Source organism: Lysinibacillus sp. 2017 (assembly GCF_003073375.1).
GTDB lineage: Bacteria > Bacillota > Bacilli > Bacillales_A > Planococcaceae > Solibacillus.
The window spans coordinates 3,019,798-3,042,159 of the sequence record NZ_CP029002.1; the positions used below are offsets into that span (position 1 = coordinate 3,019,798).

The 22,362-nt window shown below is 34.5% G+C and carries 15 protein-coding genes; 7 read left to right on the top strand and 8 right to left on the bottom strand.

Features of this window, described 5'->3' with window-relative positions:
- Nucleotides 1-3 precede the first annotated feature (3 nt).
- From mnmH to DCE79_RS14835, 3 genes are all read left to right on the top strand, one after another.
- Nucleotides 4-1,053: a tRNA 2-selenouridine(34) synthase MnmH gene (gene mnmH, locus DCE79_RS14825; protein WP_108713769.1), complete on the top strand. Its 1,050-nt coding sequence runs from the start codon at nucleotides 4-6 to the stop codon at nucleotides 1,051-1,053.
- Nucleotides 1,054-1,217: 164 nt separating this feature from the next.
- Nucleotides 1,218-1,418 carry an alpha/beta-type small acid-soluble spore protein gene (locus tag DCE79_RS14830; protein WP_108713770.1) on the top strand — a complete coding sequence of 67 codons (201 nt, stop codon included), beginning with the start codon at nucleotides 1,218-1,220 and terminating at the stop codon, nucleotides 1,416-1,418.
- A gap of 215 nt (nucleotides 1,419-1,633) precedes the next feature.
- Complete coding sequence (locus DCE79_RS14835) at nucleotides 1,634-3,424, top strand: sensor domain-containing diguanylate cyclase (protein ID WP_108713771.1); 1,791 nt, start codon at nucleotides 1,634-1,636, stop codon at nucleotides 3,422-3,424.
- A gap of 120 nt (nucleotides 3,425-3,544) precedes the next feature.
- On the opposite strand, the gene nadX is transcribed toward DCE79_RS14835, so the two are convergent.
- From nadX to DCE79_RS14855, 4 genes are all read right to left on the bottom strand, one after another.
- Nucleotides 3,545-4,324, bottom strand: coding sequence for an aspartate dehydrogenase (nadX, locus tag DCE79_RS14840; RefSeq protein WP_108713772.1), 780 nt, complete (start codon nucleotides 4,322-4,324; stop codon nucleotides 3,545-3,547).
- A gap of 167 nt (nucleotides 4,325-4,491) precedes the next feature.
- Complete coding sequence (locus DCE79_RS14845) at nucleotides 4,492-5,718, bottom strand: Fic family protein (RefSeq protein WP_108713773.1); 1,227 nt, start codon at nucleotides 5,716-5,718, stop codon at nucleotides 4,492-4,494.
- A gap of 363 nt (nucleotides 5,719-6,081) precedes the next feature.
- A complete protein-coding gene (locus tag DCE79_RS14850) occupies nucleotides 6,082-8,310 on the bottom strand; it encodes a YcdB/YcdC domain-containing protein (protein ID WP_108713774.1) in 2,229 nt (742 codons plus the stop codon).
- Between the two features lie 283 nt (nucleotides 8,311-8,593).
- Nucleotides 8,594-8,995: an MFS transporter permease gene (locus DCE79_RS14855; protein WP_108713775.1), complete on the bottom strand. Its 402-nt coding sequence runs from the start codon at nucleotides 8,993-8,995 to the stop codon at nucleotides 8,594-8,596.
- A 389-nt stretch (nucleotides 8,996-9,384) separates the two neighbouring features.
- Here DCE79_RS14855 and DCE79_RS14860 point away from each other — a divergent pair, with 389 nt between their 5' ends.
- The 4 genes from DCE79_RS14860 to DCE79_RS14875 all read left to right on the top strand — a co-directional run bounded on the left by DCE79_RS14860 (nucleotide 9,385) and on the right by DCE79_RS14875 (nucleotide 13,479).
- Nucleotides 9,385-9,711 (top strand): DUF3870 domain-containing protein, encoded by a 327-nt coding sequence (locus DCE79_RS14860; RefSeq protein WP_108713776.1) that lies wholly within the window; start codon nucleotides 9,385-9,387, stop codon nucleotides 9,709-9,711.
- 98 nt (nucleotides 9,712-9,809) lie between these two features.
- Nucleotides 9,810-10,970 (top strand): DUF819 family protein, encoded by a 1,161-nt coding sequence (locus tag DCE79_RS14865; RefSeq protein WP_108713777.1) that lies wholly within the window; start codon nucleotides 9,810-9,812, stop codon nucleotides 10,968-10,970.
- Nucleotides 10,971-10,985: 15 nt separating this feature from the next.
- A complete protein-coding gene (locus tag DCE79_RS14870; protein ID WP_108713778.1) occupies nucleotides 10,986-12,017 on the top strand; it encodes a dipeptide epimerase in 1,032 nt (343 codons plus the stop codon).
- Between the two features lie 304 nt (nucleotides 12,018-12,321).
- Nucleotides 12,322-13,479 (top strand): tetratricopeptide repeat protein, encoded by a 1,158-nt coding sequence (locus tag DCE79_RS14875; RefSeq protein WP_108713779.1) that lies wholly within the window; start codon nucleotides 12,322-12,324, stop codon nucleotides 13,477-13,479.
- Between the two features lie 754 nt (nucleotides 13,480-14,233).
- Here the strand turns inward: DCE79_RS14875 and DCE79_RS14880 are convergent.
- From DCE79_RS14880 to brxL, 4 genes are all read right to left on the bottom strand, one after another.
- Complete coding sequence (locus DCE79_RS14880) at nucleotides 14,234-16,804, bottom strand: toll/interleukin-1 receptor domain-containing protein (RefSeq protein ID WP_108713780.1); 2,571 nt, start codon at nucleotides 16,802-16,804, stop codon at nucleotides 14,234-14,236.
- Between the two features lie 171 nt (nucleotides 16,805-16,975).
- Entirely contained in the window at nucleotides 16,976-17,899 is a 924-nt protein-coding gene (locus DCE79_RS14885; protein WP_108713781.1) for a hypothetical protein, read from the bottom strand.
- 524 nt (nucleotides 17,900-18,423) lie between these two features.
- A complete protein-coding gene (locus DCE79_RS14890) occupies nucleotides 18,424-20,193 on the bottom strand; it encodes a DUF262 domain-containing protein (protein ID WP_108713782.1) in 1,770 nt (589 codons plus the stop codon).
- Between the two features lie 123 nt (nucleotides 20,194-20,316).
- The gene (gene brxL, locus DCE79_RS14895) at nucleotides 20,317-22,362 is read right to left on the bottom strand and encodes a protease Lon-related BREX system protein BrxL (RefSeq protein WP_108713783.1); all 2,046 of its coding nucleotides are present in this window, start codon (nucleotides 22,360-22,362) and stop codon (nucleotides 20,317-20,319) included.

The window sequence follows — 22,362 nt, forward strand, 5'->3', positions numbered from 1 at the left end:
ATTTTGTTCCAGGATATTTCAATAGAAGAATTACTTTCATTAAAAGATAAAAATAAACTCACATTAATTGATGTGCGTTCTCCATCTGAATATAAAGATGCAACCATTCCTGGTAGTATGAATATACCGTTTTTTAATGATGAAGAAAGAGCAGAAGTCGGAACAATTTATAAACAAGTAAGTGTGGATGCAGCAAAAGAACGCGGTCTGGAAATTGCCTCGGCTAAATTACCCCGTTTCGTAAAACAGTTTGCTGAGCTAGAAGGGAAAAAGGCAGTTTTTTGTTGGCGTGGAGGAATGCGTAGTAGAACTACAGCTACCGTTCTTTCTTTAATGGGTATTAAAGTTTTCCGTTTGGAGGGAGGCTATAGAACCTATCGTAATTGGGTAGTAAATCAGCTCGAATCGTTAGAATTGAAACCAAAAGCCTATGTATTAAATGGATATACTGGCACAGGGAAAACAATAATCTTACACCATCTAAATGATGAAGGGTATCCAACTTTAGATCTTGAAGGTATGGCGAACCATAGAGGGTCTGTCTTTGGTCAAATTGGTTTGGAGCCAAGTAATCAAAAAAGGTTTGATGCCTTACTTTATGAAAATATTAAACGCGTACAAAAATCACCATTCGTTTTCCTAGAAGGTGAAAGTAAAAGAATCGGTAGAGTTGTAATTCCTGATTTTGTTTTAGAGAAAAAGAATCACGGACTTCAATTGTTTATCGAATTGCCAGTAGAAGAGAGAGTTAAGCATATTTTAGAGGATTATCAGCCTTGGGATCACGAGGAAGAATGTTTAGAAGCCTTTATAAGAGTTAAAAGAAGAATTCATACGCCAATTGCCAATAAAATTGAAATGGATTTAAAATCAGGAGACTATTCTTCAGCAGTAAGACTTTTACTTGAATATTATTATGACCCTCTATATAATCATTCAGCTGAGCAGTTTCCTGAAGATCAAAAAATCACAATTAAGGTAAATACAACAGATGAAGCAATTGACTATATTCGCAAACTAATTAGTACAAAAAAGCATAGTGACTTGCAGTAAGTTACAGTTTAGTGGAGTTAATTAAAATTTTAGCCATAATATCATTACAGGGAATATTAACTATTACCATTTAGAACTATGCATTGAATGAATTATTTACCTCCTTTAGCACCGTATGAAAAACTAATCTGGAATCATGCTATTGGTACAAGGAGGTGAGAAGGATGGCTTCAAATAATAGTTCAAATAAGCTTAACGTACCCGGCGCACGACAAGCACTTGATCAAATGAAGTACGAAATTGCAAAAGAATTTGGTGTGCAACTTGAAAGAGAATCATCTTCTCGTGCAAACGGTTCTGTAGGCGGAGAAATTACAAAACGTCTAGTTGAAATGGCGCAAAATCAATTAAAAGGTAAACAATAAAATTAAATAAAATAAGGGTAGAGAATTATTCTCTACCCTTTATAATGTTTCATATTCCAACTTAAATACTTTGTGCACTATGATCTCCTAAAATTTCCATATTTCCATTGATAGTTAAAAACTCTCCATTTTTACATACTTCAAACAATTACCAAAAGATAATATCCCAAAATACTATATAATTATAGTAATATGAAAGACTTAGGGGATTAAATGTGAAAAAAAATACACTCAAACTATTTATTGTGGCACTTGTATTATTTGTGCTACTTGCAGCAATTGGGAACTTTTCGTTTATCGGGGACCAATATGGACAACCTATCGATGAGATTGACAATTCTATACAATGGGAGTTTTTTGAAAAACAATTACTTGAGCCCAAACAAGCTGCCAAAGCTTATAGTACCGGGGAACCAATTTCATTTCCTCATAAATTTAAAGAACACTTTCCTTCTATAGAAATGTATGGCACTTATGTAGCAAAGGTGAAACTACCAAGTATAACGGATGGCGAAAATTGGGCGGTCTATGTGCCCTATCAATACGGTAGCTATAAATTGTATGTTGGTAATCAACTAGTAGCGAAAAATGGCGTAGTTGGCACAACGAAGCAGCAACAAGTTCCAGAAAACGCACCAAGAATTGGGCAAATACATAATACAGACGAAGAAGTGTATATAACATTGCAGCTATCTAATTTTTATTCGCTGCGTGGTGGCTTCACAAAACCGCTTTATATCGGGCAATTTTCCGAGCTTGTTAATCAGCATGATACTTCGATTATCTTCCACTTTTTCATCAACGGTATGATTTTTGTAGCGAGTATTTTTTCATTTTTATTAGGATTTTTTAACAATCGCAATAAAAAAACGATTTTGTTTGCATTGCTTAGCTTTATTATTGCCCTTCGTTCAGTATTTTCAAGACCATTTCTTTATTCGATTACCATTTTCGATGTACCGTGGCAAGTTGGTGTAAAAATTGAATCTGCTTGCGCAATTTTAGCGGCTAGTATTGCGATTACTTTTTTTGCACTTTTATTCTCGTCATCACTATTAAAAAAATGGCTTTGGCTCGTACAAGCCGTTTTAGCAATTCAGCTTCTACTAATTATTTTTACAGAACCGCTTGTTTTTCAACAAACATTTATCTTTACATTCGTGCTTTTTTTACTACTTTTACTATACATATTTATAAAAGTATCCATAACAGACGAAACATTTACACTGGAGCTAGCCGTCCATTTTGTCGGAAGTCTTGTCATTTTCATGGCAGCCATTCATGATTTGATTGTCGTACAAAAAGGAATAAATAGTTCATTGCTTGTACAACATAGCCAAGCAATGTATGTAATGCTCGTGTGCTTTGGGGTTAGCTGGCAATATGCACAAAAACAAAAAGAGGAGCAGCGTTTAAAAGCTGAAATTTTAGCGATTAATAGCTCGCTTGATTTAAAAATTAAAGAGCGTACAACACAACTCGAGAAGGCCAATGAACGATTACAACAGCTAGCGACAAAAGATGCTTTAACGGGCATCGCTAACCGCTATTCATTTGATCATCAGCTCGAATTTTATTTTAAGCAGGCATTGCAAACTAAAAAGGATTTATCGCTTTTATTAATAGATTTAGACGTTTTTAAGCACTATAACGATTATTATGGTCACATTATGGGAGATGCATTACTGCAGCGTGTCGTTGAAGTAATCGATAAGCAGCTGCCGCAAGAGGCATTCTTTGCACGCTATGGTGGCGAGGAATTCGCGATTATTTATCCGAATGCTGGTGAAATACAACTTAAACAGCTAGGCGAAACAATTGTAGAAGCAGTTGCTGCACAGCATTTCGAGCACATCCAGCATCCACTTGGCTTTGCGACAATAAGCGTTGGCGGCTGTGTCATGAATGCAACTGCTCCGTTTGAGTCGAAAAAACAATTTGTCACAGTAGCAGATGAGCGATTATACATCGCTAAAAATAATGGTCGAAATCAGTTTGTGAACTAGAGCAGAAATCGAGACAATTCACAGCAATTTAAATCATTTAATCTCAAAAGTCGTGTAGCTTGTCCTTCAACGAGCTACACGACTTTTCATTACATTGATATATGCTCTTCACACCAACATCTATCGTCCGATTAATAGACGCCCATGTATCCGCTGTAATGTCCCTAAAATACTCATCGCAGCTAAATAACTCGTTTTCGGATTTGCTGGAAGCGGATTATTTTTAATCGTCAACGTAGCTTCCCCAAAGTCGCCGAGTAGTTGAATCTCATGTATGTTTTGCGAGATATGCGGATCTGCCACTAAAGACACCTTCGTTTTATCAAAGCCAATCCCTGCAAGTGCTAGGACAATCGAGACATTCATATTTTTGGGGAATTGTTTAATAGCATCGGTTGCCTTCCCTTCAAATACAACCTGTGCTTCGTCAATCTGTTCTTTTATTAAAGAACTAGCTGGCTTTCTAGTAGTCAATGAAACGTATGTCACAGTACCAAGTGCGTTCGCGTTTTGCAATAAATCCAATCCCCCAATTGCACCAGATGGTAAATACAGTTGATTGCCTCTTTGTTCAGCCACTTCTAAAAGCTCAGTCAAAACTTCCGTATCCGCAAGCGCACCAACACTTATCAACACGACATCCTTTCGCTCAATTACCGTCGGGATTAAGTTTTTTACTGCCTCAATATCCGCTGCCTCCACGACAATATCGATTTCTGAATTTAAAAATTCGTTCAAGTCTGTATACAGCTGTACCCCATACGCCTCTTCTAATGAACAATATTTCTCTTTATCTCTCACAAAAACACTTTGAATCCGAAACGCCTTCAACTGCTTTTGGTTAATTTCATCTAATAAAAATCGGGAAATTGCTCCTGCGCCGATTAGTCCTATGTTCATGCGGATTCCTCCCTTTTCATAGCTGCCGAAATATCCTGCACCGGGTGCACACACAATTCACTACGATTTATAAAAATCCATCATTATCCCTCAGTAAATCACCAAACAATTTCAATCACTTCACAATCGCATATACAATTTCACGAGGATATATTTCAGGCTCTAATTTATATAGGCAGGATTCCCTCTAAACAAGCATCTGTTACTTTATAGGACTTTGGATTTTTCCCTACTAGTTCAATATAATGAAGGGCCTCTAATTCTACGAATACTTTTTCTAACTTGTATCTCGATAATTGTGAAAGTCCTGCTAGCTCCTGTAGTTTCAGTTGAATATCTTCACTCACAAACACATTAATAGTAATTAAAATATATAATACATTTTTAGCTTCTTTTGTAATCGTATCTAACTCTTTTAAATAGCGCTCGATTTTATCAAGCTTCATAAAGTTGATTTCTAGGTCCTCAATAATTCCCTTTTGCCCATCGGAAAGCAACTTTAACATATCGATTAAATAAAATGTTACTTCTCCCTTATTCGTGGGGAAAGGGATTTCCTCTAATGCTTTATAGTACACACTTTTATTTTTATTTACTGCATACGAGAACGTAATAGCCGAATATTTTTCTAAATATCTAGCTAAATAACTCCCAACAACTAGTCGCCCTGTCCGTCCGTTACCATCATAAAATGGATGAATATATTCATAAAAATAATGTGCCACCATATATTTATAAAGTTCAGGTTGATCTTCAGACTTTAAGTAATTGATAAGGCTGTTAAGGTGTAATGAAATATTGTCCTCACCACTCACACCGATGTGCGTAGTAGAATTGCCGTCATTGATTTCAACGTATTCTTTTCTGAACAGCACTCCGTCTGGTTTATCAGTACTCGAGATTTCTTCAGATACAAGCTCATCATAGAGCGTTCTAATATCTTCAAGCTTTTCAAAAGGCTTTATATTTTCTATATGCAAATATGTTTTCATTAAGCCAGTAAACTTTTTGTTTTTTGGCTCTGATTTTTCAAGCTCCTGTAATGCCTCACTCAACTCTCGCTTTGTACTTTTAATGCCTTCAATTTCATTCGTACTCTGCGCTTCATTAATAATCAGTTTATTAAAATACGGACGCACGACAAATTTTGGTAGTAGATTCACTAACGATGTAATCTTCGAGCTATTGATTAGTACCTCATTGTTTAACTTCATGAGACTCGGTACATTCACATAAAATAGTTCAAACTCATCCTTCGTCAACTGCCCTTTTCTAAAACCTTTAATTGTCAGATTCGTTTTATAAGCGCCATAATCATTCAATCTTTTCTCATACTCTTCATTGCACTCAGCTGAGCTTAACTTATAAAAAAGCTTAGAAAGTTTTTCGTACATGCATTCACAACCATTCTATTTTTAAAAAATCACACTTTTTTAAAAGTATAATTATAATATATCCGTTTTACAATGAGATTATGCTTTATTTTTGAAATTTAATAAATTGAACCCCCAAAAACATTAATCGTAATTAAATAAAACACAAAAGCCTCGGGGACCTTTGCGTTTCATTTCAACAACATTATTCTTCTCCAAACAACTGCAATTGTTCCATTTGTATTTGATCATTTGACCCTTCGTCGTGATCTTGGAAGAGGGCAAGATGTGGCAAATGAAATGAGACAGCTAAGTGTGGGATTAAGAAAACCCCTACCAATCAAAGTTTCACTTTATTAGGCGCTTTGCTCGCCCATCTACTTATTAATAGTTGTCAATCTGATATTCATTCATTTTATGGGCTAAACGAATTGTCACTTGTGCTAATTGTGCATACGTTACTTCACTTTTTGGCTTCAGCTGATTATTTTCTGCTTCCAGTAATCCCATTGCATAAGCAAGTGCAACATAGCCACGTAGTTCCTTATCTACTTGTGCAGCATCACTGTAATTTAACTCATATATTTCACTAAGTTTTGCTGCTTTACTTAGCTTCAGCGTACCCGTTACCCATTTTGCTAGTTCCTGTTTTGAAAGGGTTGCAGTCGCATTAAACGTTCCATTAGACGTATCAAGCATACCCATTTTTAATCCACGGTTTACAAATTGATATATAGCATGATCTGGCGCAATATCCGTAAACGATTGATTTGTCGTTTCATATTCATTTAATCTAGAATTATAATACATATATGTTACAGAATTCAGTAAAACTTTTAGCGCTGTCTCTTTTGTAACGGCCGCATCGGGATTGAATTTTTCATCTGCCTCTAAAATACCTGCATGAATTAAATAATTTAATTCCTCCGCAGCTGTTGGATGCTCGATTGTCGGTTTATCTGAGCTCGCCATACCATAAGCATCTAACCATTCCCCTGTTTTGGCATCAATGACAGCAGACGAGCCCTCTTTGAATACAGGTTGATAAGCTAAGCTATAATGTTTCTCATTCTCCACTTTTGAATGGTTTACATATTGTAACTTCACCTTTAACTGGCTTCCCAACAACTTAGTTGCTTCTTGTTGCGTCAAAATATCTGTTGCTGCTGGCCACTCGATATTATCATACGCGTTCACATGCAAACTTGTTAAATCCCCTGTTTTGGCATCGACACTTACTGAGATTTGGTCTCCTACTACCGTTAAACCATTTACAATACGTGGGAACATAAAGTTATAACTGTCATTATATTTTTCGTACGAGCCTTCATTTACTGGTAATGCATACTGATGCGCATAAGAAGGGAGCCATTCTTTCACATGTGCAACCGCCTTTTCTAATGCCTGTTGACGTGTTAACTCTGCTTTTGTATTACTGTCAACCTCTTCTACTTCGAGGTTATTTTTAATATTACTATAATTAATAATTTCCCCTGTTGCTTTATCAATCACTAATACTGTACCTGTTCCACCATTTCTGTACTGATACATATATTGAATATTGTATACGGCCTTACCCGTTTCCGTTGTTGTTTCTTCGACAGACTCAATCGTTAATTTGACACCCTTTAGATCTGTTGCAAGTAACTTCTGCGCCAACGCTTGTACCTGCTCTGATGTTAAATTCGGCTGTTTTGGTGCTAATGGCTTCGTCACAATTGGTGTAATCGTTTGATTTGGTACCGTTGAAGACAGCCCCTCCGTTGTTAGCCAGTCCCCCGTTAGAGCATGTACACCTGATGTAACCTCGCTATTCGGTTGGTAAACAAGCTTTACTGTGTTTTTCCCTGTTTTATAATCCGTTTCAACCCTGTATGACAATTGCGCTTTTAATGCATCTTGTAAACGGTTGGCAATGACGGATTCACTTTGTACCTTGGACGGGTCATCATACGTAAAATTATCTTTTCCACTTTGTGTTTTATAATAAGATGCTACTGTGCCATCCCCTAATACACTTATATTAATAGATTGATCCGAAATCGATACACCCGACTTTTTCTTCATATACGTAAATGAGTATTGAATCGGTTGCGTTAAAATAGAAGATGAATAATAATTGATTTCATTTGGTACAAGCTCATATTCTTCAGCCTTGTCGAATTTCCCCATAAACTTGTCCGCCACTTTTTGCGCTTCGCCTTTTGAATATTTTGCTGGGAACAATACATCTTTTGAAGTTATTGGTTGATAATGAAATTGTTCTAACTCTAACGTTTCCCCAACGAATATAAAGCTTCCATATACATATTGATTATCAATGTTCTTTGAAAAATTGAGTTCATAACGTTCCGAAGTATCTTTAGGATGTGAGTAGCCTGTCCCCATACGAAAATCTTTTTCGGTTACATTTGGAAACTCACTTGGAAATAGCGCTCGAAAACGCTTCATTAAATCAGCTTTTGTTACCGTTGTATTCGTTTGTGCGACTTGAATTGGCAATGTCTCCATACGCTCATTTCCAAACGTTGAAGCGCTTGCCATTGGTGCTAATAATCCAACAGATAGTGCTGTTGCAGATAACAATACACTTGCCTTTTTAAAAGTTACCATTCTTCATCCCCCTACCACTTTTTCGTAAAACAATTGTTTACACTTTCATTATACGTAATTTGGAAATAAAAGGTTTCGTATTTACAATAATTATCCATATCACGAGAAAGCTCATGCAAATGGTTAAGTATATGCATCTAGGTTAATGAAGTATGCTTTCCACCCATTTTAATCTTCAAGTAGTGGGTGCGATTGGTTCATTGCTTGGCTGTATTTGTGTAAGTGCCTGGTATCTATAAAAAAATGGACATCACTTTTAAAGAGTGATGTCCATTTTCTTATTTTAATTTAATTGAAGCTCCTCTACACGTGCTGCTTCAATTCGTTTTCCAATGATGCCATACACAATCGTCATCAACACTACACTTGCCACCATCACTGAAATACTTGGCACAATAAATGCTTTACTCATCGAGAAAATCACTTCTGTACGGAACCAACTTTGGAATGGTACCCCCACACCTAAAAGCGCAGCGAAGAATCCTACTTTTACAACAATAGATTTCCCTTTCATTTTACCAATCATCGCGTTAATAAATAAACGTAATAACGCTAATCCTGCGCCAACGAAAAAGAATGTCACTAAATAACTTTTCACCGACTCATCTAAAATAAATGCTTTCCCTACTAACCCAACAATTATTACACTGGCAACTGCCATTAACATTTTTGATAATTTACTCATTGTTTGCTTCCTCCTCAAAATTGAACACGTTGTTCATTGCATGTTTCTACTTTAAAACAAATAAGTGGATGTAGCAATGCACAAAATTCAACACAGTGTTGATTTTTTAATGTTATTGTAATTTTAAGTATGTATTTTGCTTCTGAATTTCCTGCACTTTTCTGTACCGAGTGCACACAGTTTCAATAAATTAGAAAATCTATACCTTATCCAACATAAAATGCCTCTAAATAAGCATTTACATCATCACGCTAGATTATTATTTTCAAAAACTATTGAAAGAAAATTCGATAAACTGTTATAATCAATTAAAGTACTTTTATATAAATATAGTTTGGGTCACCTATCGCTATATTTGCCTATAAAACTTTTAAGGGGTATGCAATAACATGTTCCATGATCAAATCATTTATATTATAGGAGATGCGCAAGTTTCTCAAAATAATCCTATTTCAAAACAATATAATCAGTTCTTTTTAGGAATCGCAATTGATCGTTCGAATGGTATCATTGTTGAAGTCGATTGTTCCGCTACAGTTCAATTAACAGTAAAATTCATCGCTTCAATAATGGTGAATCGTTCTATTCACGATGACCAAATCATCGAACATCTCCAAAATCGTTATCATGGATCTTCACAGAAGGCTCTCATTGTTGCGTTTAAAGATGTTCAACGAAAATATAATCAAATCACTGCTTTACCTACTATGTCATAGGTAAAATCCAGTTTACTTTAAAAGTAAACTGGATTTTTTTATTTGCTTCAAAGCATGGTAATTACCCCTAAATCATGATTTGAAAGGAGTTAGATGTAATGATTCAAGATGGCTTTATGTATATTAGTGTTTTAGTTGCACTAGCAGCAGTAATGGTATTTGTAGAAAAGAAATTCGGAAAAACAAAGTTTATGAAATTTATTCCTGGTATTGTCCTAATTTATATAGGCGCCGCTTTAATGCAAACATTTGGTTTATTCGAATCAAATGAATCAACCGAAGCAGCTTATAGCAATGTAAGATGGGCACTCCTACCTGCTCTACTATTTTTAATGTTGTTAAAATGCGATATTCGGGTTGTCGCAAAGCTCGGTCCCAAAATTTTAGGCTCATTTACAGTTGCTGTCATTAGTATTAGTGCTGGTTTTGTTCTTGTATATGCATTATTGAAGTCATTTTATGTAGAGGATACATGGAAGGCATTCGGTGCTCTAGCAGGAAGCTGGACAGGTGGATCGGCTAATATGGTTGCGTTACAAAGTATTTTAGACGTTCCCGAAACTATTTTTGGCTATATTCTTATGATGGATACTATTAACTACGCTGTTTGGGTTATGTTCATGTTCTGGTTAGTACCATTCGCAGACCGCTTTAATAAATGGACAAAAGCAGATACTAGCTATATGAATTCAATCGATATTAATACAGATAACATTACAGACGAACAAGGCGCAAAATTCGAACATATTTTATATTTACTCGGAATCGGTTTGTTAGTGTCGTCTTTATCTAGCTTTATCGGCGGTCAACTACCAGTAATCGGCGATATCATTAACGGAACAACGTGGACAATTATGATTGCTTCCGTTTTAGGCTTAATTTTGGCTTTAACACCACTATCACGAATTCCTGGTACATTCGATGTTTCGAATGTCATGCTCTATATCATTATAGCTTTAATTGCTTCTCACTCTGATTTTTCAAATATTGCACAAGCGCCAATCTACATTATATCTGGTTTCTTAATTATGGGCATTCACTTAGTAATCATGCTTGCATTAGCAAAGCTTTTCAAATTAGATTTATTTACGCTAGGTATTGCCAGCTTAGCAAACATCGGCGGTATGGCTTCAGCTCCTATGCTAGCAGCTGCCTACAATAAAGCATTAATTCCAGTCGGCGTTATTATGGCCTTAATGGGGTCATTCCTCGGCACTTATTTCGGTATGGCTATCGCCAAAATTTTGTCGCTATTCTAAAGGAGATGTAAAACTATGATAATCGAAGACTTACAAATAGCAACGGAAATTATTCCTTTAAAAACACCTTTTAAAACGGCGCTTCGTACAGTTAATGAAATTGAAAACATCGTCGTAAAAGTTATATTAACTGACGGTATAGTGGGGATCGGTGCAGCTGCTCCAACCTACGTCATTACAGGTGATAGTCGAGAAAGTATTGAAGCCGCTTTACTTGGCCCAATACGTCAAAATTTGATTGGCAAAAACATTCTACAATTCAATGAAGTGCTACAAATTGTACAACAATGCTGTGTAAATAATACAAGTGCTAAAGCTGCTGCAGATATTGCCTTGCATAATGCATACTGTAATGTATTAGGAATATCTGTTTCAAACTATTTAGGTGGCACTAAACAACTAAAAACTTGTATGACGATCGGCGTAGACACAATCGAAAAAATGCAGCAAGATGCAAAGACAGCCGTCACTCAAGGCTATACAATTCTAAAAGTTAAGGTTGGCGATAACCCAGCATTAGATATTGAACGCATCGATGCTATTTTAGCTGCCATTCCAGCGCATATTGTCTTACGTCTAGATGCAAACCAAGGCTGGACACCAAAGGAAGCAATTAGCATTATTCAACAATTCGAGCAAAAACAATACCCTATTGAATTTATAGAACAGCCTGTAAAAGCAGCGGATTGGGAAGGTTTAAAATATGTACGGAATCATGTAATAACCCCTATTATGGCAGATGAAAGTATGTTTTCTGTCCAAGATGCAATTAAGTTGATTGAGGGGAACTATATTGATTTAGTCAATATTAAACTGATGAAATGTGGCGGAATTGCTGAAGCAATGAAAATCGCAAGCCTTGCTGAGGCAAAAGGTATTCGCTGCATGATCGGCAGCATGATGGAGTCTTCAATTTCTGTCGCAGCCGCTGCCCAAGTCGCAGCAGCACACCCAAATATTCATTACTTCGATTTAGATGCACCATTATGGCTCTCTACCGAACCAACACATTTAAAATATGTTGGCCAGTTAGTTGAAATTTGTTAACAAGATAAATTTCCGAATAGCTCATAAATGTACCCTATAGGATGGACACTTTGAAAAAAGTCCTTCTTATAGGGTACTTTTGTTTATAATGAGAAAAGAACTTCCTCCACCGGGTGCACAAACAATTCGTTTTCGTTTTAATTTTCTTCGTAAAAAAACTTCAAATGTGTAAGTGCCTGGCACCTATAAAAAGGAATACCAAATCTTCTTCATTCAAACCATATTTCTTGTAACCCGCGCTTCTACTACACGTCCGTCTTAAATTTTGATATCCTAAATAAAACAAACCTGTGGAGGACCTATTATGGCCGGAAAACAAATAAACCCGAAACTTATTCAAGCTTTAACGAACAAAACAAGTAATGACATTCCCACATCACCAACCTTCAAGCATTTAGGAGGAACCTATGTCAAATCCATTGTTGATCAAATCAAAAAAATCGGTACGCCTTATGAAAAAAATGAAATGATGATGACCTGCAAACACTGTGGTCAATCTGGAAAATACAATATAGGCATTTTGGCAATCGACATTTCTGACAAGGGGCAAAACAATTCACAGCAATTGACTGGCTATTTCCGTTGCAAACATTGTAATACGGGAGGACAATGGGAAGATTCATCAGAGCTTTATTTTTTAGGCATCAGTGCTTTATTGGCACCTGACGAGGATTTGCCTGTACATTTTGGGGAAATACAACTTTTTGATGGCACTTCACCAAAATATGCGACAGATGGAGAGGAGCATCTACTACGATTAATTTCAACTTCTCCTAAAAGTGGCTTCTTATGGAATAAGCTTGGTAATCTTTATTTGACAGGCTCCAGACCAGAGCTTGCGATGGCTGCCTTTGAAAAATCAATTGAATTAGATCCAAACCAAATTGAATCACATCTTTCAATCGCAAATCTCCTCATGTCGATTAGAGATTATCAGCAAGCAATTCACCACCTACATCATATGATGATTGCGGCACACACTTATACATGTGTAGAGGCAACTTATTTAAGAGAATTATTATCACATGGCATATGTACAAGCTTTATCGCTGCAACCGAATCAAAAAATAAATATCCAGCCCTGCCAACACAGCAACAGCTAATTGCTGCTGGCAGTACGATTGATTTAGAATCAGAAGGGCTCCCTGCATGGCTGGAATTATCATCAGAAGACATAACTTCGTTTTACTCATTAGCTGAACTATTTATGGGTGAGCGCGCATTAGAATTAAAAGAAACTATACAAGAGAAAAAGCCACAACAAAAGAGTACGAAAAGTCAGCAGGTACAGGCCTTTATTGATGCACAACAAAGCTTATTCACTAAAGCCGATATTCAAAATGCCTGCCCTAACGTAAGTGCAGCAACAATTACTCGCGTTGTAAACGAACTACGAAAAAATGATGTTATTGAAATGGTTGGACATGGTCGTAACACACAGTGGCGTAAGAGGGTTGAATAAAGGAAATAAACACCAGACAAAATTTCACACGAGGACTATTCTCAAATTCAAAATTTAATGGTTGATTTATAGGAGGAGGCACTTGTCGATAAATGAACAAAAGCCGCCGAATAATGCACCAGGTGTAAACACTATTCCGACAATTAACTGCAATTCTTAGGAATTCCTTTTTTATCTACAATATTTATTACCCTTCAGATTAAAAATGCTCTAGTTTTTACATTTTTTCGCAAAATCAAAAGGTTTCGGGTGTTTTTTTTGAATATGTATGGAGACGGCGGGGATTTGAACACATCACTTATAAACCTAGTTGTATCAACGTTTCCAGACACTTATAATTTTTATTGACCAGATTATGACCTGACGTGTCAACACCGTATTATAAATCACCATACAGGGAAACTAGCTTCTTTTTATTGTCTGGTAAAAATGTTCAAAGATTTATGGTCTAAAACTTAAAGACTATCCGAATGCCATAATCTTTTTATAATTCAACTTTTCCAAATCAACAAAATTATTAATCATCCTGAACCAGTTTAATTATGCATTAATAAAACTTCAGTTCATGTCTTTCATTCGAAAACAGTTTTTTAAACAGCACCATGCACAATTTTAACTCTGATCTAAAAAACACCTATCAAATCAAAATTTCTAGGTAATCGAATTTTGTGAGTACCAGGCAATTGTTACTAAAGAGGTGACGTCATAAATAGAATTCACTTTTTCATAAAAATTAAACTCTTCTTAAAAATATTTAATCTTTAATGAATAAGTTCTGCTCATTAAATTCTTCCATACCTTCAGACTTAAGTTGCTCAATTTCTTTTTTATAATTTAATCTCTCAACTAAACTTAGATTAAGATCCTCTGATTTAGATACAAGAATAATAAACTTTAGGTAATTGGCATAAAGTGAATTAGAGGATAATTTCTCATAAAATATCTCTGCTTCTTCCCAACCTGCAATATTTAATTTAACTAGACACATCAATTCATTATAAAAATCTCGTTTTTCATGCGATTTAAATAAACTTTTAAATTCCAAGAGGGTGCTGTTTGCTTCTTCATACTGCTCTAATTGCGTTAAAATAAATGCCTTATTTAAAAATGTTTCAGGAAGCGGTGGCTGTCTTTTACAAGCCAAATTTGCATATTTAATTGCTTGAGTATAATTAAGTTGTTTGGAAAGTAAAGAAGCTTTTCTATGATATACATTTTCTATTGTATCTACAATCTCTAGTTTATTTATATATTCTTGAGCTTTATCAAATTCTAATTTTTCAATAGCAATTTTAGCTGCTAAGTCTAATATAAAACCATTTGGCATTTTATCTTTTTCTATAGCTTTTTCAATATACATAGACGCATTTTCATAATCATCAAGTCTGTAGTAACATTCTGCTATTTCTCTATATACAGCTATAGTATGATAACCTCTAGCTAAAGCTAAATTATAATTTTTCAACGCATCATTGTACCTCCTTCTTTTCAAATCTCGAAAAGCTCTTAAAGGATAATATTCCGGATGCTTACGATTGCTTAGTTCTGCTAATATTAAATCAGAATTTTCATTTTCACGTACCAATGATTTAAACAACAGTATTCTAGCACTATCTAATTCGTTATTTAAAGCCAAAGCTTTTCTACATAAATTTATTACAGTATTCCATTCCCTATTGATGTATGCACTTGAGGCTGCCTTCATTATTGTAGATGGAAATAATACATCTGTGAATTCAGCTAACTCCTTATTATTCCCAGATCTTAATAAACAAAAAATTAAAGTATCCAATATATCATTAGTAGGGATTTTTTCTTCATCCCAATAAATATCTTTTAATTTTGTAGCAATATCTTCAAACTCCTTTTTACTTAATGCTCCCCAATTTCTTCTAACTGCTTCTCTAAGAGGGGTAGCTAAGGTATAAGTATTATTTTGTAGATCTACAGTAAGCACACTTTCGTCAATTAAATCTTGGAATTCTCTTTTAATACTTTCATTACTATCTAAACAAATATTCATTATATCCACATATTTTAATGGTGGTAAAGCTTCACAGACTCTCAAAAGCTTAATTTTAATTTGATTATTGCTAACAACTTTATTTAAGTATTCTTTAAACTTTTTTGCTTTAAATTCACTTAACATAGTTTTATCAGCTAATGCTACATCTAGCCCATATGTATTTATACTATTTCGAGCGAACTGAGCTGCTGGCGGATATCCATCTAAATATTGGGTGAATTCTACTATGTCTTGGTTATCATATCGGATCTCCAAATTATTTAAATATGTACTTAATAAACCATTCATAGCGGAATCGTTTAATTTTGTTAAATAAGTAACAAAAAATAATTTATCATTATCAGAAAATTCATCAATATAATATGGATTTCTAGTTTGAATAATCGTTAAATATAAATTTGACGTTTCATTTATTTTTTTCATTAGTTTTAAATATTCTTCTTTATATCTCCCGCTACTATCCATAAGCCCACCGTTATCGATTAAACATGGCGAAATTCTATTTTCAGAATAAACTTTTAACAAATTTACGATTTCATTAACTCGTTCATCCAAAGAAATTTGTCTAAAAGCATCTATGTGATTCTTATAATCTGCTTTTGAAGTAAATCCATTTACCTCATCCATAACATTTAAATATAAATTCACTAACTCATCTGCAGGTTCAATATTAAAACCTCTTCCTAATTTTAAATTATAAATATTATGCATAATATCTTTAGCAAATGTTCTTCTACCAATACCATTTAATCCGTAAAAGACTAATACTTGATGTTTTATTTTAGATTTAAACAAATGATCAGTGAATTTTTCTTTTTCTATTCCTCTCCCTATATAAACATCGGAATATTTAGGGTTAATCTCCAACAACTTTTCCTCAATAATATCTGCGACCAAATTATGTTTTGAAATTCTTTTAACTAAGCTTTTCTGACACCACTTAGGCAATTGACTATGACTTATATCATCACCTATTAAAAAAACTAGACCTTTTTTTAATTTTTCCTCTATTAACAACATCTCAGCATTATCAATTTCATATTTTACCCAGTTTGCTTTTAAAGACTCCTTACTCGCAAATAAAACAAATAAGTCCGATTCTTTTAAGTATTTCATTATAGAATCTCTAAAATCTTCCCCTTCAGGAAATATATATTTATCAAATACAACTCTTTCTCGACCTAATTTTCCAGCGACTTTTTCAACAAATTCTTTATCTGAATTTGTATGCGATAAGAATGCTTTAAAAATAAAAAACTCCTCCTTAATAAATCGTATAATAGTACAATTGTAATTTATTTCCTCAAAAAATCAAATCCCTATATTACTTCTGAAGCATTTCACTTGATAAACCGCACTCAATCTGTTGAATATTTCAAAAGACCACGCTAATAGCAAACCAAAAATCCCATCGCTTAGTACATACTAGGCGATGGGATTTTTGCGTTTTACTGTGGAAATTCTACCTATTCATAAAACCGCTTGCTTTACCAGACTTTCTAAATAATCCAACTTGTACTTAGGTGGGATTGTGATCGGATTTATTCCATGCTCATTAAACAACTTCAAATACTTTCTATATGTTCTAGCTGAATATTTTTCAGCTACTGTGTCTAAGCTTCCTTTAGAAACACATTTCACAAATTCTTTCATTTTCATTTTTTCTCTAGTTGATAAATCCAGCGTAGCAATCATTACTTCCAACTTTGGATAAGAATAGAAATCACCAGTAGGGCAAATGTTCAACATGTAGCTGTTCATATATTCAGCATACTTCTCTTTCTTGAAATAATCCTTTAAAGACCTTGGCTCACCTTTTTTATACTTTTTATACTTCAGATGATTTCTTTCAACGCACACTTCAAATCTCATCACCCCTCTTTCCCACATTTCGACAGATTCATTTTTGTCTCTACGTTCTTGTTCCTTATCATAGAAGATAATGTGAAGACTTTTACATTGATGATATTGTGACGTCAAATAAATCCTTTTTTTCAAGTGACCCTTTTTCTTTTTTAACTTCCTGAATAATTCTAAGTAAATTCTCCTAATGTTTTCATTTGAAACCTCAATATCAAATCGATAATCAATCCTACTAAGATTATGCTGATCGAATAGTTGCTTATCACCGTAAACGATACTCAATGCTCCTTTAATATAACGTTCAACTTGCTCATAATCATTCTCTTCCACATTACCTCTGTTCAAAATCAGAGGAATATCTATTACCAACTTGCAAAATGCAATTGGCTTATTCGAAAATTCTACGATACTAATACCTTTAATCATATACCTGTGTAAAATTTGGTTTATTGGTTCCTTGCCATAATGATTTTCTCTAAATCGTAAATGTTCATTATCTAGTTTTATTGATAACTCAGCTGTATGAATCATATTTATTTATCCTCCTTTAAAGAAACTGATTTTCTATTTATCATAGGTATATCAACAGATTCCCGTTTTCCTGGTACTAAATCCTCCGCTTATTTATTTCTTTTAGCTGCTTATATTTCAAGCAACTTTTCATTCTACAAATTTCCGAGAGAAACTATTCCAAAAAGTCATGTTTTACACCTAAATTTATTTTTAATGTTATTTAGCTAACATTTTAAGAGAGGGAAAACGGAGTGATTGAAGAAAATTATAGATTAGTGGAAGCAAGGCAATTTTATTTCCTGAAAAAATGAGCAATAAAAAAATCCTACACCATGTACGATGTAGGATAGGAATCTAATATAGTTTATGAATAGAATTTTCTGACCGCTAATCTCGTTGGAAATCTTATACGTTAGATAAATTGAATATACGTCATCAGTAATGATATTTAATATGCCAACATAACTCTAGAAAAAGGGCACACCATATATCAAAACATGATTTTTAACCAATATTCTAATTTACAAAATTAGTCCGCAGCACTAAATTAAACCTTTTCTTTTCAACTCTTCAATTAACTTTAATTCTTCAGCCGTTGGAACTGGAGGGGTTTCTTCCTGAGCAGGTGTACTAGATTGATTTAATCCCCAATCATTTAGTATGATTAATAGCTCATCAGAAATCCTAATGTCCCTCTCTCGAATTTCATTTAAACCCCAATCATTATGCTTTTTAGAAAGATTAAGTAACAGCTGGACTTTTGATTTTTCATAGCTTTGTTGCTTCTTTTTAAAATATCCATTTCCAGCAATAATATTTAGTTTTTTCTCAAATGGAATTTTATTTCCAATATGTTCTACTAATTCTTGTACTTCGCTATCTGAGTTACTTGGAAAATAATTTGTTTGCCATTTTTGAGGCAAGATATGCTCTATTTCCCATCTTTCAGGAAGTAGATCCTTCTGATTTTGATAAGCAAGAATCTTCAATATCATACGAACAGTATTACGGTGAGCAAGCTTAATCTTCTCTTTTAATTCCTGTTCATTTACTTTTGAAAAATCAAATATAGGATTTGAAGATTTAATAATTTCAGAGTTTAAATTTAAAATTCCTCTCTTTACAGCATTAATAGTTGGAGTAACTATATACCTCCCCGCCAAAACTGCAAGTAATTTTTTAAGAAACTTCAAAAATTGTACTTCGAACTCTTCCGTTTCATGATATTTAAGATAATATATAACGACTGGGTACTTCCAAAATTCATTTGGATAGGAAGTTAAAATATCCAGTACTTGTTTAATTTCAATATTTTTTGACCAGTCTTCATCTTCAATTTCTACACGATTATTGACTACAATCCATAAGTTAAGCACCGTAGTCAGGTTTTTCATCACGTCGCTCTTATATAACTGCTCAAAATTATTTCTTGAATAGTATTTCCTTATTCCTGGTGTTGTTGTATTTCTATCGTTTTCTAATGCTCTCAAATAGAACATATAATAATAAAACAGCTTTTGAATGCTTTCATTTGCATTTGTAGCTTCATCATCAAGTTTTTTCCATTGTTCAATAAAATCTGCTTTCCCATCAGTATCCAAGTGATTGTATATCTTTGCTTTAAAAATATCTGCATCAGATAAAGCTAATCCTCTATCGTTCAGAGTTGAGAAAATGGTTAACGCTGTATCCTGTGAATCTGCCGTAATTGGTAATAAAATTGCCTTGTTCAAAACATTACGGATGAACCAGAAAAACAACTCTGGCTCATTAGTAGCATATTTCTCTATTAGCTCTGTAAATAATTTGTAGTTTAACGAATAGTTATCTCTTGCACCGTCTTCAATAGTGCCACTGATAAGAATTTTGGCGAAGGTTTCATTTCCTTCATCTCTCATTACCCTGGATTCAATAAGCGTTTTTTCGAAATCAACCTCAGCAGTTAATTCATCCTGTTCCCATAATGCAGATTCAATTTGCCCCTTGAAATTTTTAACTTCTTTTGTTTCTGTCATTGAATTTAGTTTAGAATATAGTGCACGAAGTAATATAAACAAAGAAGTGATTCGCTGTTGACCATCTATAATTTCTTGTTCGTTACTTTCATTTTCGAAAGAAACAATTGTTCCAAGAAAATAAGTACTCTCATTATTATTTTCTGTATACTCTACTAAGTCCTCAAAGAGTGTTTGAATTTGTTCATCTGACCAGGCATATGGACGTTGATATTCGGGGATAATGAACTTATTAACTTTGCCTGTTTCTAATAATTGTTTAACACTTTGTTTGTTCACTTCTATTGTCGTTGCCAATACCCATTCCCCTCTCTGTTTCACCACAATAAGACTAAATAAAAATTTATGGAATTCTCTACTACTTACACATAAAAATCACAAAATAAAAATCACAAAATATAAACCAATACTTAAAACTAATCAACTGACCCCTAATGCCTTATAAACCGCATCTATCGGATCTAAATAGAAAATCGGTTGAACTTTTACAATTAAATCTGCTGGTACTGTAAAGAAATCACCTGCTGCTGGTGCTGGTAGCAGAATTTTCTTTGCACCTGCATCAACACAAACCTGAAGGATATTAGCTAATTCTTCTACTTTAGAAATTGTTCCACCTACTGTCATATTTCCAACAATCACAAGACCGTCCTGCACAGGTTTATCTAAAGCTCCTGAACAAAGACCAATTAATTCTGCAATTGCAACCTGAGCAGTTAATCCGATGCCCTGTAAGTCTGTAAGATGCATTAAATAATCCTTCGTCTTGGTACTAATCGAACTGCTGACACTCTTACTATTTGCAGTAAAATAACGGAATGCTGTATCCAGGCTTTCTTTTACTTCTCTATTAGAGCCTATACCAGCTTTATCAAACTTCCCTGTGCCACTGACAATTTGGTTTTCTAATTTATAGACACCTATCATGCCTGTTACTGCCTGACCTACAACATAGACGTGTCCAGGTCTTAACATACCTTCTGGAATAAGCTTTCCTCCACCTTGCTCAGGAACAGCAACATGCTCTTCTTGCATCGTTTCTTTATCCAAATAAGAAAACATCACATCATAGAATTCCATGCCGCCAATTTTCTTCAGCTGTTCTTTTACTCTGCGGCGTCCTTCTAAAGCATATTTCAGTACTTCTTCAATATCCTCACGTGTATATTCACCTTGTGGATATAGTAGCTTCACTAATCCAGATACGGTTTTACGTACGGCAATCGTATCACGCTGATTTAAGTTATTACCTAATTTAAAATAACGGTCAATTGAATCCGCAAAGGAACGCTTTCGCATTTCACGGAAAAATTCAGCAACATAATCTACGATAAAACCATAACGATCCGTAAAGAATTCTGGACGCATTTTAGGAATTTCCCAGCCTGGCATATAATAGTGCATTCGGTCGAAGAAAGCCGTGTCGTTCGCCATTTCAGGAGGGAATGGGGCAAATAAATGAGATGTTTTCAAAAGAACATCTACACTTTGATTTATATTGCCGACAAACACCATCGATGCGGATGCATTTTTTTCTTCTTTACCACGTGCAAATGATCCAGATGCCATATAGTCTTTCATTATTTGAATACCATCTTTATCTTTAAAGCGGATGCCAGCTACTTCATCAAATGCGACACAATCCCACATACCGACCAAGCCTACTTTGCGTGTAGACATATTATAAAAAAGGTTGGCAACCGTTGACTGACCGCCAGATACTAATATAGAGTTCGGTGAAATTTCTTTATATACATGAGATTTACCTGTACCACGTGGTCCTAATTCACACATATTATAGTTATTTTCCACTAAAGGTACTAAGCGTAATAATAAATGCCATTTTACACGGTCTTCAAGCTGCGTTGGCTCCATACCTGTTGAACGAATTAACACATCTATCCATTCATCCTTTGTAAACTGCTTACGTCCTTCAAACACTTCTGTAATATCCATATTCGGCATTTGAATTGGCTTTAAATTACTTACGCTGAACGGATTTGTGTTACGTACTTCCTCATCAAAGAAGTAATCGATTTTCACCATACACCAAATACCGCCTACTAGCAGCTTATCAAACTCTTTCACGTAGCTTGGTGGAACTGGGACACCTTTTAGTCCTAAATTTGAAAACTCTGCTTCATACGTATCAATCTTAGGATTTAAAGCAACCGTTACCTTATCAATAATGGAATATTGACCAAGCTCTCGAATTCTTGATTTAATCTTCTCCGCTTCATCTGGTCGTACAAAATTTTCAGTCAAGATTTTCTTCACTCGATCAACACCCTCACGAATGCTTTCCTCATCATCTGTAGCTGCATACATGCCTAATAGGTACTCCAATACATAAACAGGTACGTTTGCCCCTTCTTTAATAAGCTTTGTTAAATCTTTACGCACGACTCGCCCAGCAAAATGTTCATTTAATTTTTTATCTAAATTTAGTGTCGAAACCTCGTCCAT

Excerpts from the sequence above, each read along its gene's own strand:
- DCE79_RS14830 (WP_108713770.1), top strand. The coding sequence starts at position 1,218 with ATGGCTTCAAATAATAGTTCAAATAAGCTTAACGTACCCGGCGCACGA.
- nadX (WP_108713772.1), bottom strand. The coding sequence starts at position 4,324 with ATGAACATAGGACTAATCGGCGCAGGAGCAATTTCCCGATTTTTATTA.
- DCE79_RS14845 (WP_108713773.1), bottom strand. The coding sequence starts at position 5,718 with ATGTACGAAAAACTTTCTAAGCTTTTTTATAAGTTAAGCTCAGCTGAG.
- DCE79_RS14850 (WP_108713774.1), bottom strand. The coding sequence starts at position 8,310 with ATGGTAACTTTTAAAAAGGCAAGTGTATTGTTATCTGCAACAGCACTA.
- DCE79_RS14855 (WP_108713775.1), bottom strand. The coding sequence starts at position 8,995 with ATGAGTAAATTATCAAAAATGTTAATGGCAGTTGCCAGTGTAATAATT.
- DCE79_RS14860 (WP_108713776.1), top strand. The coding sequence starts at position 9,385 with ATGTTCCATGATCAAATCATTTATATTATAGGAGATGCGCAAGTTTCT.
- DCE79_RS14865 (WP_108713777.1), top strand. The coding sequence starts at position 9,810 with ATGATTCAAGATGGCTTTATGTATATTAGTGTTTTAGTTGCACTAGCA.
- DCE79_RS14870 (WP_108713778.1), top strand. The coding sequence starts at position 10,986 with ATGATAATCGAAGACTTACAAATAGCAACGGAAATTATTCCTTTAAAA.
- DCE79_RS14875 (WP_108713779.1), top strand. The coding sequence starts at position 12,322 with ATGGCCGGAAAACAAATAAACCCGAAACTTATTCAAGCTTTAACGAAC.
- DCE79_RS14885 (WP_108713781.1), bottom strand. The coding sequence starts at position 17,899 with ATGATTCATACAGCTGAGTTATCAATAAAACTAGATAATGAACATTTA.
- brxL (WP_108713783.1), bottom strand. The coding sequence starts at position 22,362 with ATGGACGAGGTTTCGACACTAAATTTAGATAAAAAATTAAATGAACAT.